12 protein-coding genes are annotated in these 14289 nt (G+C 59.5%); 10 read left to right on the top strand and 2 right to left on the bottom strand.

What is annotated here, in order from left to right:
• Window positions 1–92: 92 nt before the first annotated feature.
• Window positions 93–737 (bottom strand): peroxiredoxin, encoded by a 645-nt coding sequence (locus FHR23_RS07550; protein ID WP_184002524.1) that lies wholly within the window; start codon window positions 735–737, stop codon window positions 93–95.
• A 344-nt stretch (window positions 738–1081) separates the two neighbouring features.
• Between FHR23_RS07550 and FHR23_RS07545 the strand changes: the two genes are divergently transcribed.
• The 10 genes from FHR23_RS07545 (at window position 1082) to FHR23_RS07500 (ending at window position 13883) form a co-directional block, all read left to right on the top strand.
• The gene (locus FHR23_RS07545; RefSeq protein WP_184002522.1) at window positions 1082–2029 is read left to right on the top strand and encodes an MBL fold metallo-hydrolase; all 948 of its coding nucleotides are present in this window, start codon (window positions 1082–1084) and stop codon (window positions 2027–2029) included.
• 36 nt (window positions 2030–2065) lie between these two features.
• Window positions 2066–2491: a protein tyrosine phosphatase family protein gene (locus FHR23_RS07540; RefSeq protein WP_184002520.1), complete on the top strand. Its 426-nt coding sequence runs from the start codon at window positions 2066–2068 to the stop codon at window positions 2489–2491.
• Between the two features lie 5 nt (window positions 2492–2496).
• A complete protein-coding gene (locus tag FHR23_RS07535) occupies window positions 2497–3273 on the top strand; it encodes a sulfite exporter TauE/SafE family protein (protein ID WP_184002518.1) in 777 nt (258 codons plus the stop codon).
• 9 nt (window positions 3274–3282) lie between these two features.
• On the top strand, window positions 3283–4689 hold the full coding sequence (locus FHR23_RS07530) for a cytochrome ubiquinol oxidase subunit I (RefSeq protein ID WP_184002516.1): 1407 nt from the start codon (window positions 3283–3285) through the stop codon (window positions 4687–4689).
• Window positions 4690–4693: 4 nt separating this feature from the next.
• A complete protein-coding gene (gene cydB / locus FHR23_RS07525; protein ID WP_184002514.1) occupies window positions 4694–5701 on the top strand; it encodes a cytochrome d ubiquinol oxidase subunit II in 1008 nt (335 codons plus the stop codon).
• Window positions 5702–5725: 24 nt separating this feature from the next.
• Window positions 5726–6361: an SAM-dependent methyltransferase gene (locus tag FHR23_RS07520; RefSeq protein WP_343043056.1), complete on the top strand. Its 636-nt coding sequence runs from the start codon at window positions 5726–5728 to the stop codon at window positions 6359–6361.
• A 218-nt stretch (window positions 6362–6579) separates the two neighbouring features.
• Window positions 6580–9648: an autotransporter outer membrane beta-barrel domain-containing protein gene (locus FHR23_RS07515; RefSeq protein ID WP_184002512.1), complete on the top strand. Its 3069-nt coding sequence runs from the start codon at window positions 6580–6582 to the stop codon at window positions 9646–9648.
• A 107-nt stretch (window positions 9649–9755) separates the two neighbouring features.
• Window positions 9756–11216, top strand: coding sequence for a cysteine--tRNA ligase (gene cysS / locus FHR23_RS07510; RefSeq protein ID WP_184002510.1), 1461 nt, complete (start codon window positions 9756–9758; stop codon window positions 11214–11216).
• Window positions 11217–11284: 68 nt separating this feature from the next.
• Window positions 11285–12220, top strand: a complete 936-nt coding sequence (locus FHR23_RS07505) for a D-2-hydroxyacid dehydrogenase (RefSeq protein WP_184002508.1) — start codon at window positions 11285–11287, stop codon at window positions 12218–12220.
• Window positions 12221–12293: 73 nt separating this feature from the next.
• Window positions 12294–13883, top strand: a complete 1590-nt coding sequence (locus FHR23_RS07500; RefSeq protein ID WP_425506351.1) for a class II 3-deoxy-7-phosphoheptulonate synthase — start codon at window positions 12294–12296, stop codon at window positions 13881–13883.
• A 6-nt stretch (window positions 13884–13889) separates the two neighbouring features.
• Here the strand turns inward: FHR23_RS07500 and FHR23_RS07495 are convergent, their stop codons facing one another.
• Window positions 13890–14279: a response regulator transcription factor gene (locus tag FHR23_RS07495; RefSeq protein WP_184002506.1), complete on the bottom strand. Its 390-nt coding sequence runs from the start codon at window positions 14277–14279 to the stop codon at window positions 13890–13892.
• Window positions 14280–14289: the final 10 nt, after the last annotated feature.

Raw genomic sequence — 14289 nt, 5'->3', positions numbered from 1 at the left:
CCGGCGTCTTTGCCTTCGAATCTCAACGACATAAAAGGCCATCCCCGGCATCGTTACCGGAGATGGCCTGTTTTTTTTGAAATGGGTTTCGATCAGAGCTTACGCTTGCTGAAGAACCAGTCGGTATATTCGAATCCTTCCTTTTCACGCGCGTCAGCGGCGTCGGTGGTTGCCGGCGGCGGTACGATCACATCTTGACCGGGTTCCCAGCCTTCAGGCGTAGCGATTTTATACTCATCGGCTGCCTGAAGCGCCTTCACCAGCCGCAGGAATTCGGCAATCGAACGACCATTGGCCATCGGATAATAAACCATGGCGCGAATAATGCCTTCGGGGTCGATCACGAAGGTAGCCCGAACCGCCGAAGTGTCGGACGCACCAGGATGGATCATGCCATAGGCGGTCGCCACGTTCATCGACAGATCCTCGATGATGGGGAACGGAATTTCGACACCGAATTTCTCCCGGATCGTGCGCGTCCAGGCGATGTGCGAGTGGATCGAGTCAATCGACAGCCCCAGCAGGTCGCAATTCAGCGCTGCGAATTCATCCGCAGCATTTGCGAAGCCCATGAATTCGGTGGTGCATACCGGTGTAAAGTCAGCAGGGTGTGAGAAGAGGATCAGCCATTTACCGCGATAATCCGACAGCGAGCGCATGCCGTGGGTCGTCTTTGCCGTGAAGTCGGGCGCGGGTTCATTGATCCGCGGCATGGCGTTCCGGGTAATATCGTTCATCAGAAGTTCCTTTCGCTTACGATGAACTAATATTATCAGTTATCGATAGTGTGTATATCGAATTTCACCGATTGTTGTGATCGATAAATTCTCAAATGGCTTCGCCAGAGAGTCGCGTGTCACGATTCACGCGTCTAATAGACGGACGTGCAAACCCTATATATAACTGAATATAATGAATTATATCGAATTTCTCGCACAACTTCGTCACTCGCCCTCGACGGATTCCCGGAAACCAATCTACGGCCGCCTCGTTGAAGCTGCATAGCGATGCATTGGTTCAGCCTTGACGACATTTCAATCAATTATATATAGCCATTAATTGTAATATATAGGAGCTGAATATGACTGTTTCAGCGACATCATCCAAAGACACGGCCTTGCAGCAGGCCTCCTCGCTCATTGAGCGTGCGCTTGCAGGAGAATTGTCTCGTCCGGTGGTGAAAAGTTTTTTTGACGAAGCCACCTTCACGGCCAGCCATGTCGTGCACGACCCGGCCACGCAGTACGCGGCCATCATCGATTCGGTGCTGGACTATGACGCCGCCTCCGGTCGTACTACGCATGAAAGTGCTGACGAGATCATTGCCTATGTCCGTCAGGAAGGACTGAAGATCGAATGGCTGCTGGAAACGCATGCCCATGCCGACCACCTTTCGGCGGCACCCTATCTTCAGGAAAAACTGGGCGGCAAGCTCGCCATCGGACGGGAAATTATCACCGTACAACAGACTTTTGGAAAGCTGTTCAACGCCGGCACCGAATTCGAACGCGACGGTTCGCAGTTCGATCGTCTGTTTGATGACGGCGATACCTTTGAGATTGGCAATCTTCACGCTGCCGTACTGCACGTCCCCGGCCACACACCTGCGGACCTTGCCTATATCATCGGTGACGCGGTCTTTCCCGGCGACACGATTTTCATGCCGGACTTTGGTACGGCACGTGCCGATTTTCCGGGCGGCGACGCGCACCGACTCTACCATTCGATCCGTCGATTGCTTTCCCTGCCGCGTGAGGCACGCCTGTTCCTCTGTCACGATTACAAAGCCGATGGGCGCGACGAATTCGTCTGGGAAACCACCATCGGTGCAGAGCGCGATGAAAATGTGCATGCCCATGACGGCGTAAGCGAGGACGCATTCGTAACCATGCGGACCGAACGCGACCGGACTCTCGATATGCCGAAGCTGCTGATGCCGTCGGTGCAGGTCAATATGCGCGGCGGTCGCCTGCCCGAACCGGAGGAGAACGGCACGCGGTACATCAAGATACCCATCAACGCCGTCTGATCCCCTACCCTACATTATGTTGAGAAAGGCCTGTTCATGCCCCCGAAGCCGCTCTCCCAGTCCGTTGCCGTCCATGCACAGCTCTCCGAAGAGGACGTCGCTGCGGCCGCCCGACAGGGCTATCGCTCCGTGGTAAGCAATCGTCCCGACGGGGAAGAGGAAGGACAGCCCAGCGCCGCGCAGATTGAACAGGCGTCGCAGCGGCACGGCCTGACCTTTGCGCATGTCCCGGTTATCTCCGGACAGATCACGGACGATGATGTCGAGAAATTTGCGTCCACGCTCAAAGGGTTACCTGAACCCGTTTTGTGCTTCTGCCGCACGGGCACCCGCTCGGCATCGCTCTGGGTGCTGGCAAAGAGCGACGAACATCCCGTCGGACATTTGCTCGAACGGGCCAGGGCCGCGGGCTATGATCTGGAAGCGTTGCGACCGCGCATGGAAGCACGGGCGGCGGACTGATCGTCATGCTCGACCCCGTCCAATATCTTCTCGGCGCATTGTCGGGCGGGCTGGTCGGCTTTTCGCTGGGACTGGTCGGCGGAGGCGGCTCGATTCTGGCCGTGCCGCTGATGGTCTATCTGGTCGGCGTGCCCAGCCCGCATATGGCCATCGGCACTTCGGCACTGGCGGTGGCGGCGAATGCGGCAACCGGACTGATCAGCCATGCCCGTGCGCGCACCGTCAAATGGCGCTGCGGCGGGATGTATGCTGCGGCCGGTATTCTAGGCGCACTCGGCGGGTCGACACTGGGCAAGGCGATTGACGGGCAGAAGCTACTGTTCCTTTTCGCGCTGCTGATGATCGTCGTCGGCATTCTGATGCTGCGCGGCCGCAAGAACAGCGGCAATTCCGGTGTCGAGTGCGACCGTACAAACGCTCCGAAAGTGCTGAGCTACGGACTGGGAACCGGGGCGTTTTCCGGCTTTTTCGGGATCGGCGGCGGGTTTCTGATCGTCCCCGGCCTGATCGCCTCTACCCGCATGCCGATGATCAACGCGGTCGGCACCAGTCTGGTCGCAGTAACGGCATTCGGCCTTACGACCGCCGCCAATTACGCCTTTTCCGGACTGGTCGACTGGCCACTTGCCGGGATTTTCATCGCAGGAGGGGTGCTCGGCGGTTTCGCCGGAAGCGTTATCGCCCGTCGTCTGTCCGGTTCGGGCAAGCTCAGCACCGTCTTTGCGACGCTGATCTTTGTCGTTGCCATTTACATGCTCTGGAAAAGCGCCAGCGCAGTTTGAGGAAACATCATGTCGGAAACTATTCTGCCGGTCCTGCTGGCACGGTTTCAGTTCGCCTTTACCGTGTCGTTCCACTTCATCTTTCCTGCCTTCACCATCGGGCTGGCAAGCTATCTGATGGTGCTGGAGGCGTTGTGGCTGAAAACCGGCAAGGGCGTCTATGCCAACCTCTATCGGTACTGGATGAAGATCTTTGCCGTGGTGTTCGGCATGGGTGTGGTTTCCGGTATCGTCATGTCCTATCAGTTCGGAACCAACTGGTCGGTCTTTTCGGAAAAGGCGGGACCGATCATCGGGCCGCTGCTCGCCTATGAAGTTCTGACCGCCTTCTTTCTGGAGGCGGGTTTTCTGGGCGTGATGCTGTTCGGCATCAATAAGGTAGGCAAGGTTGCGCATTTCATCGCAACCCTCATGGTTGCGCTGGGAACGCTGATTTCGGCGACCTGGATCATCTCGGTGAATAGCTGGATGCAGACGCCAAGCGGTTTCATGCTCAACGCGCAAGGGCAGTTCGTGCCCGCGGGTTCCTGGTTCCACATCATCTTCAGCCCCAGCTTCCCCTACCGCCTCGTGCACACGGTGATTGCGGCCTATCTGACTACCGCTTTGGCAGTCGGCGGCGTCGGGGCATGGCATCTGTTGCGCGACCGTACCAATCTTGGTGTGCGCAAGATGTTTTCGATGGCGATGTGGATGGTCGCTATCCTGGCCCCCATCCAGATTCTTGCAGGCGACCAGCACGGCCTGAACACGCTGGAGCATCAGCCCGCCAAGGTGCTGGCGATGGAGGGCGATTATCGCCCCAGCCCCGACGGGGCACCGCTGGTGCTGTTCGGATTTCCCAGCAACAAGGATGCGAAGGTTCATGCAAAGGTCGAAATCCCGCATATCGGGTCGCTGATCCTGAAGCATGACCCGACCGCCGCCCTGCCCGGCCTGACCGATTTTCCGCGCAGTGAATGGCCGCCGGTTCCGATCGTATTCTGGTCGTTCCGGATCATGGTGGGGCTGGGCTTCGCGATGCTGGGCCTTGGCCTGTGGAGCCTGTTCGCACGCTATCGCAAACGACTGTACAGCACGCCCTGGCTGCACCGTGCGGCAATGGTCATGGGACCAGCCGGTTTTGTAGCGGTGATCGCCGGCTGGGTGACAACCGAAGTGGGTCGCCAGCCCTATACCATCTATGGCCATTTCCTGACCGCCCAGTCGCATTCGCCGCTGGCCACGCCAGCCGTCGCGGCGTCACTGGCGGCATTCATGCTGGTCTATTTCGCCACCTTCGGCGCGGGCGTCTATTACATGCTCAAGCTGATGAAACGGGCGCCCGAACGGCATGAGCCGGAACCGCCCAACGTACCGCAGCGCGCGGCGGGTATCACGCCCGCCTCAGGCATCGAACCGATCCCCGCGGAGTGAACCGATGAGCTATGATCTGAATCTGACCTTCATCTGGGCGATGATTATCGCCTTCGCGGTATTCGCCTATGTCGTCATGGACGGCTTCGATCTAGGGATCGGCATCCTGTTTCCCGGCTTTGCGGTCGGGGATGAGCGCGATCAGGCAATGAACTCGATCGCACCGGTATGGGATGGTAATGAAACCTGGCTGGTGATGGGCGGCGGCGGATTGCTGGCGGCATTCCCCCTTGCCTATGCGATCATCCTGCCCGCCACCTATCCGCTGGTGATCGCGATGTTGCTGGGACTGATCTTTCGCGGCGTCGCGTTCGAGTTTCGTTGGCGCGATCCGCGTCATCGGCCGATCTGGGACGCCGCCTTCACCATCGGCTCGTTCATCGCCACGCTGGCGCAGGGCATCATGCTCGGCGCGATCCTGCAAGGGATCAAGGTGGTCGATAATGCCTATGCCGGCGGCTGGTCGGACTGGCTCAGCCCGTTCAGTGTCCTGACCGGCATATCGCTGGTCATCGGCTACGCATTATTGGGGGCATCCTGGCTCGTCGCCAAGACCGAAGGCAATGCGCAGGCGCATGCCCGGCGCATGGCGTTCCGGCTCGGCATCGCAACGCTCCTCGTGCTTATCGCCGTCAGTGTCGCAACACCCTTTCTGCATCAGGATTACTGGCAGCGCTGGTTCAAGATGCCCGGCGTATTGTTGACTGCACAGGTTCCGTTGCTGAGCGCAATCGGGTTCGGCCTGTTTTTCTGGGCGCTGAAAACGCATCGTGACCGCGCACCGTTCTTTCTGGTCCTCGGCATCTTCCTGCTTGCCTATATCGGACTTGGCATCAGCATGTTTCCGGAGATCGTCCCGCCGTCGATCACCATTGCCCAGGCTGCGGCGCCCGCACAAAGCCAGTTGTTCATGCTGGTCGGTGCCGTCATCATCATTCCGGTCATTCTGGGCTATACCGGCTGGGCTTATTGGGTGTTTCGCGGCAAGGTGGGAACCCACGGTTATCATTGAAAATCGGGCCCAAAACGGCCCACGGTGAACTGGAGTATCGATATGGAAGGTCGCGATCGCTGGAACAGCAGGTTCGACACGGATGAATATATATTCGGCACCCAGCCGAACCGCTTCCTGACACAGCAGGCACATCGCCTGCCCGCCGGGTCGAAAGTGCTGGCGATTGCCGATGGTGAGGGTCGGAACGGGGTCTGGCTGGCGGAACAGGGTCATCGGGTCACATCGGTCGACATTTCCGAACGCGGTCAGGCAAAGGCGGCGCGGCTGGCGCAGGAACGCGGCGTGACGCTGGACCTGCGGATCGAAGATGTCGTCGAATGGGATTATCCCGACGCCGCGTTCGATGCGGTGGTCGGCATCTTCATCCAGTTCACTGCCCCCGAGGGCCGCAAACGCATGTTTTCAGGCATGAAGCGTGCCACCCGGCCGGGTGGCCTGATCCTGCTGGAGGGGTATCGTCCGAAACAACTGGACTATGCCACCGGCGGCCCGAAACAGCTCGAAAATCTCTATACCGAGGAACTGCTGCGCCACCATTTCGGCGACTGGTCTATCGAACATCTCGAATCATATGATCGTGAGATCAGCGAGGGCGCCGGACATCACGGCATGTCGGCGCTGATCGATCTGGTGGCCCAGCGCCCTGCCATGGCGTGACACTATCCGTGGCACTGATGGTATTTTATGCTTGATACCAGATTAGTCTGCTTACGAAACGATCTTAGAAAAAGGCTTTTCGTACCGCAAGCGTATTGATTTTTTTCCCGATTTTTCGGCCAACTGGTTGGATTCACGGAACCATTCACCACCCCTCGGACGTTGAGCCGCCAGAAACGCGATGAGGCGTTTCCAGTAATAAGAGTGGGAGAATATCCTTGAGCAACAATCATGGTCGCGCTTCCGACAATATGTCGGAGGCAGGGGTTCGCGCACGCCATTTTTCGGCGCATCTTAAAAGCGGGGCAGCGTTTGGCGCAGTAGCAGCCGCAACATTGATGATCGGCGCTTCCCCCGCATTCGCGCAGGACAATCCGGTCGTGATTACCGGCGTAAATACCCCCGTTAATCAGGATATCTCCGGCGACATCACCACGACAAGCGATAACACGCCCGGCATTTATATCCGCGGAACGGATGACATTACCGTAACCGGATCTCCCAACGTTAGCACCAGCGGCAATAATTCGAATGGTGTTGACGTTGCCAGTACCGGTGGCGCCCTTGATTTGACGCTTGGTAACGTCACAACGTCAGGTGATTACTCGCAGGGCGTTCGCGCCCAGGGCGGAACGGACAGCGATGTCATGGTCAATGTCGGGAAGGTGACTACAACCGGTACCGCCGGAAGTAATTTTTTCTTCCTTCCTAACTCTACCGGCATTTATGCGACCGCAAGCGGCGCCGGAAACCTGACGATCAACTCTGGAGACGTTTCTACTGCCGGACTTGGAGCTTCGGGGGTCTATGCGAACGCAGCGGATGGCAATGTCTCGGTTTCGACCGGCGGCGTGACGACAACAGGCGGTAATGCCCCAGGAATCAGCGCCAATAGCGGTACTGGTGACGTAATGGTAAGTGCCAGCGGCCCGGTATCAACCAGCGGCGACAGTTCGGACGGCATTCTGGCTACCGCCGGCAATGGTGCGGCGACGGTCAATGCCCAAGATGTAAGCGCGGATGGTTTCGGGTCGGACGGCATCCGTGCCACATCCGGTGCTGGCGGAACGGACGTATCTTTCGGCAACGTCACCACGACAGGGTCGCTAGCGACAGGTGTGGATGCCAGTTCAACCGGCGGCGACGTTATGGTCAATGGCGGCAGCGTCACATCGAGCGGTCAGGCATCTGGAGCCGTTTATGCGACTTCGGATACCGGTGATGTCTCTGTAAACACCACAGGCGATGTACTTGCCGACGGTCGCGGCGGCTATGGAATTTATGCGCTCTCCGACAGTGGCGCAGTGACGGTCAACGCTGATAATGTCAGCACTGTTGCCGCGCTTGCCGACGACGTGCCGACCTCCCGCGAGGCGATTTATGCCAGCGGGGCTTCTGCTAATGTAACGACAACCGGCAATGTGACGACCACGGGATATGGCGAGTTTGGCGGCTCCGGCGATGCAGTGACCGCCATCGGCACGAATGGCGATGCTTCCGCCACAGTGAACAATGTCAGCGCCACCGGCGACGGCGCGCGCGCCGTTGTCGTCAACGCCAGCAACAATGGTTCGGCGACTTTGAACGGAGCGGTTAGCTCGGCATCGGATGGCACGGAAGCTGTCAACGTCACGGGTAATACCGCGACGGTGACGCTGGCCAAGAACGGATCGGTCAGCGGCAATGGCGACCTGATCGTGTTTAATTCGACCGACGGCAGCACCTTCAACAATGCAGGTACGCTGGGCACGGCCGCAAACGGCAGCAATCTGGTGTTCAACGGCGGCCCGGCGACGATCAACAACAGCGGCACGCTGAACGCCGACTTCACCCTGACCGGTGGCGACGATACGCTGAACAACTCCGGCACGTTCAACCTGACCTCCGACCCCGATTTCGGGGCAGGCATGGATACGCTGAACAACTCCGGCACAATCATGTCGCGCGCAGGCGATGCGACACTGACCGGACTTGAACAGCTCAACAACTCCGGCACGATCGATCTGCGCAACAACAGCGCTGGCGACACACTGACCGTGCCGGGTAATTATACCGGCAGCGGCGACGCGATGCTGGGCCTTGACGTCAACACTACCAGCAACACGTCCGACATGCTGCTGGTAGGTGGCGCTGCGACCGGCTCCACCGAAATCGCAGTAAACCCGATCGGTGGTGCTACCTTCACCTCGGGAACGACGCTGGCGACCGGCGGCACTGGATCTTCGTCCACCGCATTCACTATCGCACCCGACAGCCAGACACAGGGTCTGGTCCGGTACGATGTTGCCTATGACCCCACCTCGGGCGACTATAATCTGGTCGGCAGCCCGAGCGACGCAGCCTATAATACGCTTGGCTATGCCGAAGGGCTGCGCAGCATCTGGCTCAATTCGGCGGATGCATGGTCGGCGCAGATGCGCGCACGTCGTGACGCCAACTGGGCCTATGGCGGCGGTCAGTCCAGCGGACGCGTCTGGGGTCAGCTTCGCGGATCGGTCAACAGCGTCGATCAGGACAATGCCTATACCGCTTTCGGCCAGACCCGGAACGTCGATACCAGCTATAACCAGAGCTTCTTCGGCGGTCAGCTTGGTTTCGACTTCGCAGGCGGCGTGAATCAGCGTGGCGGGTTCAGCGCAGGCATCACTGGCGGCTACACCTTCTCCGAACTGAATTCGCGTAATTCAGCCGACCGGTTGAAGGTTAATGCGGCCAATGTCGGCCTGTACGCCAGCTATTCGACCGGCAACCTGTTCGCCAACGTGCTGGGCAAATATGACCATTACTGGGCGAACATGATCAACCCGGCAGGCTATATCAGCCAGAATCTCGACGGCGACTCATACGGCGCACGCGGTGAAATCGGTGCCCGCTTCGGATCGGATAAGATTTTCGTCGAGCCGGTGGCGACCCTGTCCTATGTCCATACCGACCTGGACAATTTCTCGTCGGGCAATGTCGACGTGAACTTCGCCCCCGATGACGGCCTGCGCGGTAAGCTGGGCGCACGCGCCGGCAGCGTGTTCGACATGATGGGGACGAAGGCAACGCTGTATGTCGGCGGTAACTATGTCCATGAATTCGATGGCATGGACAAGGTCTCCTTCACCAGCGGCGGCCAGACGCTGACCTATACCAACCCGGCAATTCGCGATTATGGCGAAGGCACGCTGGGCGTGAATATCGGCAAGGCGACCGGCGTCAGCGGCTTTATCGAAGGCCAGTATGCCAATGGCGGCAATATGGAAGGCGGCGGAGGCCGTGTCGGCCTGCGCTTCCGCTTCTGATCGCTTGACAGGGTGAGCAGGGAAACGGGTCGGTCCCAACCGGGGGCGACCCGTTTTTCCTTTATCGCATTGCCTGCGCGCCCGGCTTCACGCTAAAGGCCGCGGCCATGCATGGCGCACCGCTTACATTCTATAACAGCCTCACCCGCAGCCTTGAGCGCTTCGAGCCGCTCGACGCGCAAAAGGGCGTCCGCGTCTATTCCTGCGGGCCGACCGTCTATAATTACGCACATCTCGGCAATCTGCGTGCCTATGTCTTTACCGACACGCTGAGCCGCGTGCTGAGCTGGAAGGGCTACGCTCTCACCCATGTCATCAACATCACCGATGTCGGGCATCTGACGTCCGACGCCGATGCCGGTGACGACAAGATGGAAGCCGCCGCACGCGCGAAACAGCAAAGCATCTGGGATATTGCCGCCCATTACACTGCGGCGTTCAAACAAAATATCCGCGACCTCAATATCCGCGAACCGTCGCGCTGGTCCGTGGCGACCGATCACATCGCCGAAATGATCGACTTTGCGAAGCAGATCGCGCCCGAACATTGCTATGAACTCGATAGCGGCCTGTATTTCGACAGCACCACCGTGCCCGATTATGGCCGTCTGGCAGGGACTGCCGACGACGCTGCCGAAGGGCGGATCGACCCGGTGGCAGGAAAGCGCCATCCGCAGGACTTCGCGATCTGGCGCAAATCCTCCCCCGGCGAACAGCGCCAGATGGAATGGGACAGCCCCTGGGGCAAGGGCGCGCCCGGCTGGCACCTCGAATGCTCGGTGATGAGCGCCAAATATCTGGGCCTGCCGTTCGATATCCATACGGGCGGCATCGATCATCGCGAGATTCATCACCCCAACGAAATCGCGCAGAATCAGGCCTATGAAGAGTCGGTGTGCGGATGCGCGAATATGCCGAAGGGCTTCACCGGCGCGCATTTCTGGATGCACAATAATTTCCTCGTCGATCGAAGCGGCAAGATGTCGAAGTCGAAGGGCGGGTTCACGACGCTGCAATCGCTGATCGACGCGGGCGTACATCCGCTTGCCTATCGCCTGATGTGCCTGTCGGCGCAGTATCGCAGCGAACTGGAATTCAGCACCGACAATCTGGCGGCGGCCCTGACCCGGCTGAAGCGGCTGGTGATGACCGTCAGTCAGTTGAAGGCACGCGCGGATGGTGAGGGACAGGTCGCGGAGCATTATCGCGACCAGCTCGACGAAGCGGTTTCGGACGATCTCAACACGCCGCGTGCATTGCCGGTGCTCGACACCATGCTGGCCGACAAGAAACTGTCGCCCGCCGATCGACTGGCGACGCTCGGCGAATTCGACGCAGTGCTGGGTCTGAACCTGGGCACGCTTGATCGTAGCGATCTGCGCGTCCGGCCCGTTGATGCCGTCCTGACCGCAGAGCAGATCGAAACCCGCCTGACCGAACGCAAGGAGGCACGGGCGGCAAAGGATTTCGCCCGGTCCGACGCGATCCGCGACGAACTGTCCGCGTCGGGGGTCGAGGTGATGGACGGCGATTCGCTCGGCTGGGACTGGAAACCGGCGCTGAGCTGACGCCATAGCCTGACGAATTAACCGAACTGCATTTGCAACCGGGCACGGTTCGTGGCAGCGATGACGCCATGAAAGCCTTGTTGCCCGCGCTCGCCCGTCCGCTGATCGAGGATAAGCTGCCCGACGGTCTGGACATTGTCTGGTTTCAGAACCGGGAAGAAGCCGAAGCACATGTCGGTGATGCCGATATCGGCTGGCTCGACCTTCAGCGCGTCAGCAGTACGCGAGAAGTCGCTGCGATGGGTGAGAAGCTGCAATGGCTGTTCACCATTCGCGCCGGCATCGACGCGTTCGATACCGACCTGTTGCAGCAACGCGGAACCGTACTGACCAACGGCACGGGCTTCAATTCTTCGGCAATAGCGGAATATGCCGTCATGGGCATATTGGTTGCCGCCAAGCGCTTCGACGAGGTGGTGCGGCTGGCGGACGGGCATGAATGGACCACCAAGCCGCCGGGGACGATGGAACTTACGGGCAGCAGCGCGCTGGTCATCGGGTACGGTACGATCGGGCGGCTGATCGCTGAAAGACTGCGTGTTTTCGGGGTGGATGTTACCGGGGTAACCCGTTCCGGCCGGGACGGAACCTTGACGCCCGACCAGTGGCGGGAACGGCTTCCGGAATTCGACTGGGTAATCCTGTCGGCCCCCGCCACACCGGAAACCGAAACCATCATTGGTGAGGACGAACTCACGGCGATGAAGCCGACGGCCTGGCTGGTCAATGTGGCGCGCGGGTCGCTCGTCGATCAGAACGCGCTGGTGACTGCGCTTAACAAATATCGCATCGGCGGTGCCTTTCTCGATACGGTGACGCCTGAACCCCTGCCCGAAATGGACAAGCTGTGGTCGGCGCATAACGTCATCATGACGATGCATCTGTCGGGCCGCAGCCAGTCCACCATGTACCAGAACGGTGCCGCGCTTTTCCTCAGGAATCTCGATGCTTTTCTGAACGGTCGAACACTTGAAAATGTCGTCGATCTGGGTCGGGGATACTGATCGAATAGTGCGATTGCGGTGATTTACCCAAATAGGGTTGCAAGTCCTTACCCTGATCGGGTAAGGGGCGCGTATGACAACACTCGCAGGATCGAAGATCAGACGCTTCCGCGAAGAACGCCGACTTTCTCGCGCGGCGTTCGGCGCATGGTTCGATACGCCGGGCAGCACCGTTCAGGGCTGGGAAGAAGATGGCAAGCGTGCCCATGCCGCCGTGGTCAATCAGATCGCGGCGAACGGTATCGCGCATCACGCGGACTGGTATCTCGATATCCGCAATCTGGAGAAGAACATGGCCGCCTGGACCCCCGATAGCTGGACACAGGCCGAAGCACGGCAACTTCCCGACTATCCCGATGCTGACGCCCTCACCCGCGCGACCGCTCAGCTCGGCAGCTTCCCACCACTGGTTTTCGCGGGTGAAGCACGCAACCTGACCGCCGATCTGGCACAGGTGGCGGCGGGCAAAGCATTCCTGTTGCAGGGGGGCGATTGCGCGGAATCCTTCGCGGAATTTCACCCCAACAATATCCGCGACACGTTTCGCGTGATCCTGCAAATGGCGGTGGTGCTGACCTTCGCCTCCAAGCTGCCGACGGTGAAGGTCGGACGCATGGCGGGACAATTCGCCAAGCCCCGCTCTGCGGCCATGGAAAAGCAGGGCGATGTGGAATTGCCCAGCTATCGTGGCGATATCGTCAATGACATCGCTTTCACCGCCGAAGGGCGTGCGCCCGATCCGGAGCGGATGATCCGTGCCTATTCGCAATCGGCGGCGACGCTCAACCTGCTGCGCGCCTTTGCCAATGGCGGCTATGCCAACCTGCATCAGGTTCATCGCTGGACCCACGACTTCATGGGACGCAGCCCGTGGACCAAGAAATATGGCGAGATGGCCGACCGGATCGGTGAGGCGCTGGAGTTCATGGAAGCCTGCGGCATCGACGCGGACAGCGTCCCCCAGCTTCAGGCAACGCAATTCTATACCAGCCATGAGGCGTTGCTGCTCCCGTATGAGCAGGCACTGACGCGGCAGGATTCACTGACCGGCGACTGGTACGACACCTCAGCGCATATGGTGTGGATCGGCGACCGCACGCGCTTTGAGGGATCGGCGCATGTCGAATTCCTGCGCGGCATCGGCAATCCGCTGGGCCTGAAATGCGGACCGAGCCTCGAACCCGATGTGCTGATCCGGCTGCTCGATACGCTCAATCCGAACCGCACGCCGGGCCGCATGACCCTCATCACCCGCTTCGGGCACGATCAGGTGGAGAAACATCTGCCGTCCCTGATCCGCGCGGTGCAGCGCGAAGGGCATCCGGTGGTGTGGAGTTGCGATCCCATGCACGGCAACGTCATCAAGACCGCTGCCGGCATCAAGACGCGTCCGTTCGATCGTATCCTTGCCGAGGTCCGATCATTCTTCGCCGTCCATCGGGCCGAAGGAAGCTTCGCAGGCGGCATCCACGCCGAAATGACGGGTCAGAACGTCACTGAATGCACCGGCGGCGCGGTCGATGTCACCGAACAGGCACTCACGGACCGCTATCACACCCATTGCGATCCCCGCCTGAATGCCGGGCAGAGTCTGGAACTGGCGTTCCTGCTGGCGGAAATGCTGAATGCGGAAATGGCCGAGCGGCGGCGCGCGGCAGCCTAAAACCGATCACATGGTGCCGGACGTTCCGGCACTGCCTTTTTGCAGCAGTGCGTCCACGCGTCCGGCGAATTCCGCGGGATCGAAGGGTTTGGAAATATAATCGTCGGCACCAAGATCGAGCATGGCGCGGCGATGCCATTCGCTGCGCCGGGCGGTCAGCACCAGGACGGGAATGGTTTTCAACAGTTCAGACCCGCGAATATCAGAAAGAATGACGTTCCCCGGCAGGTCGGGCAACGCGCAGTCGAGAATGATGAGATCGGGTTGCACGGTATGGATAGCCTCAATGGCATCCTCCCCTTCCGCAACAGCCTTCACACTATGCTTTTGGTCCAGCGAAAGCCCGACAAGGTCATGAATCATCGGATCATCGTCGATCAGTACGATACGTGCCAAACATACTCTC

Source organism: Stakelama sediminis (assembly GCF_014199335.1).
Classification (GTDB): domain Bacteria; phylum Pseudomonadota; class Alphaproteobacteria; order Sphingomonadales; family Sphingomonadaceae; genus Sphingomonas; species Sphingomonas sediminis.
Note: the sequence above shows the minus strand (reverse complement) of the source record. Positions and strands in the feature narration are given on the sequence as shown.

What these genes read in the sequence shown, in the direction of transcription:
- FHR23_RS07550 (WP_184002524.1), bottom strand. Translation starts at nt 737, where the DNA reads ATGAACGATATTACCCGGAACGCCATGCCGCGGATCAATGAACCCGCG.
- FHR23_RS07545 (WP_184002522.1), top strand. Translation starts at nt 1,082, where the DNA reads ATGACTGTTTCAGCGACATCATCCAAAGACACGGCCTTGCAGCAGGCC.
- FHR23_RS07540 (WP_184002520.1), top strand. Translation starts at nt 2,066, where the DNA reads ATGCCCCCGAAGCCGCTCTCCCAGTCCGTTGCCGTCCATGCACAGCTC.
- FHR23_RS07535 (WP_184002518.1), top strand. Translation starts at nt 2,497, where the DNA reads ATGCTCGACCCCGTCCAATATCTTCTCGGCGCATTGTCGGGCGGGCTG.
- FHR23_RS07530 (WP_184002516.1), top strand. Translation starts at nt 3,283, where the DNA reads ATGTCGGAAACTATTCTGCCGGTCCTGCTGGCACGGTTTCAGTTCGCC.
- cydB (WP_184002514.1), top strand. Translation starts at nt 4,694, where the DNA reads ATGAGCTATGATCTGAATCTGACCTTCATCTGGGCGATGATTATCGCC.
- cysS (WP_184002510.1), top strand. Translation starts at nt 9,756, where the DNA reads ATGCATGGCGCACCGCTTACATTCTATAACAGCCTCACCCGCAGCCTT.
- FHR23_RS07505 (WP_184002508.1), top strand. Translation starts at nt 11,285, where the DNA reads ATGAAAGCCTTGTTGCCCGCGCTCGCCCGTCCGCTGATCGAGGATAAG.
- FHR23_RS07500 (WP_425506351.1), top strand. Translation starts at nt 12,294, where the DNA reads ATGACAACACTCGCAGGATCGAAGATCAGACGCTTCCGCGAAGAACGC.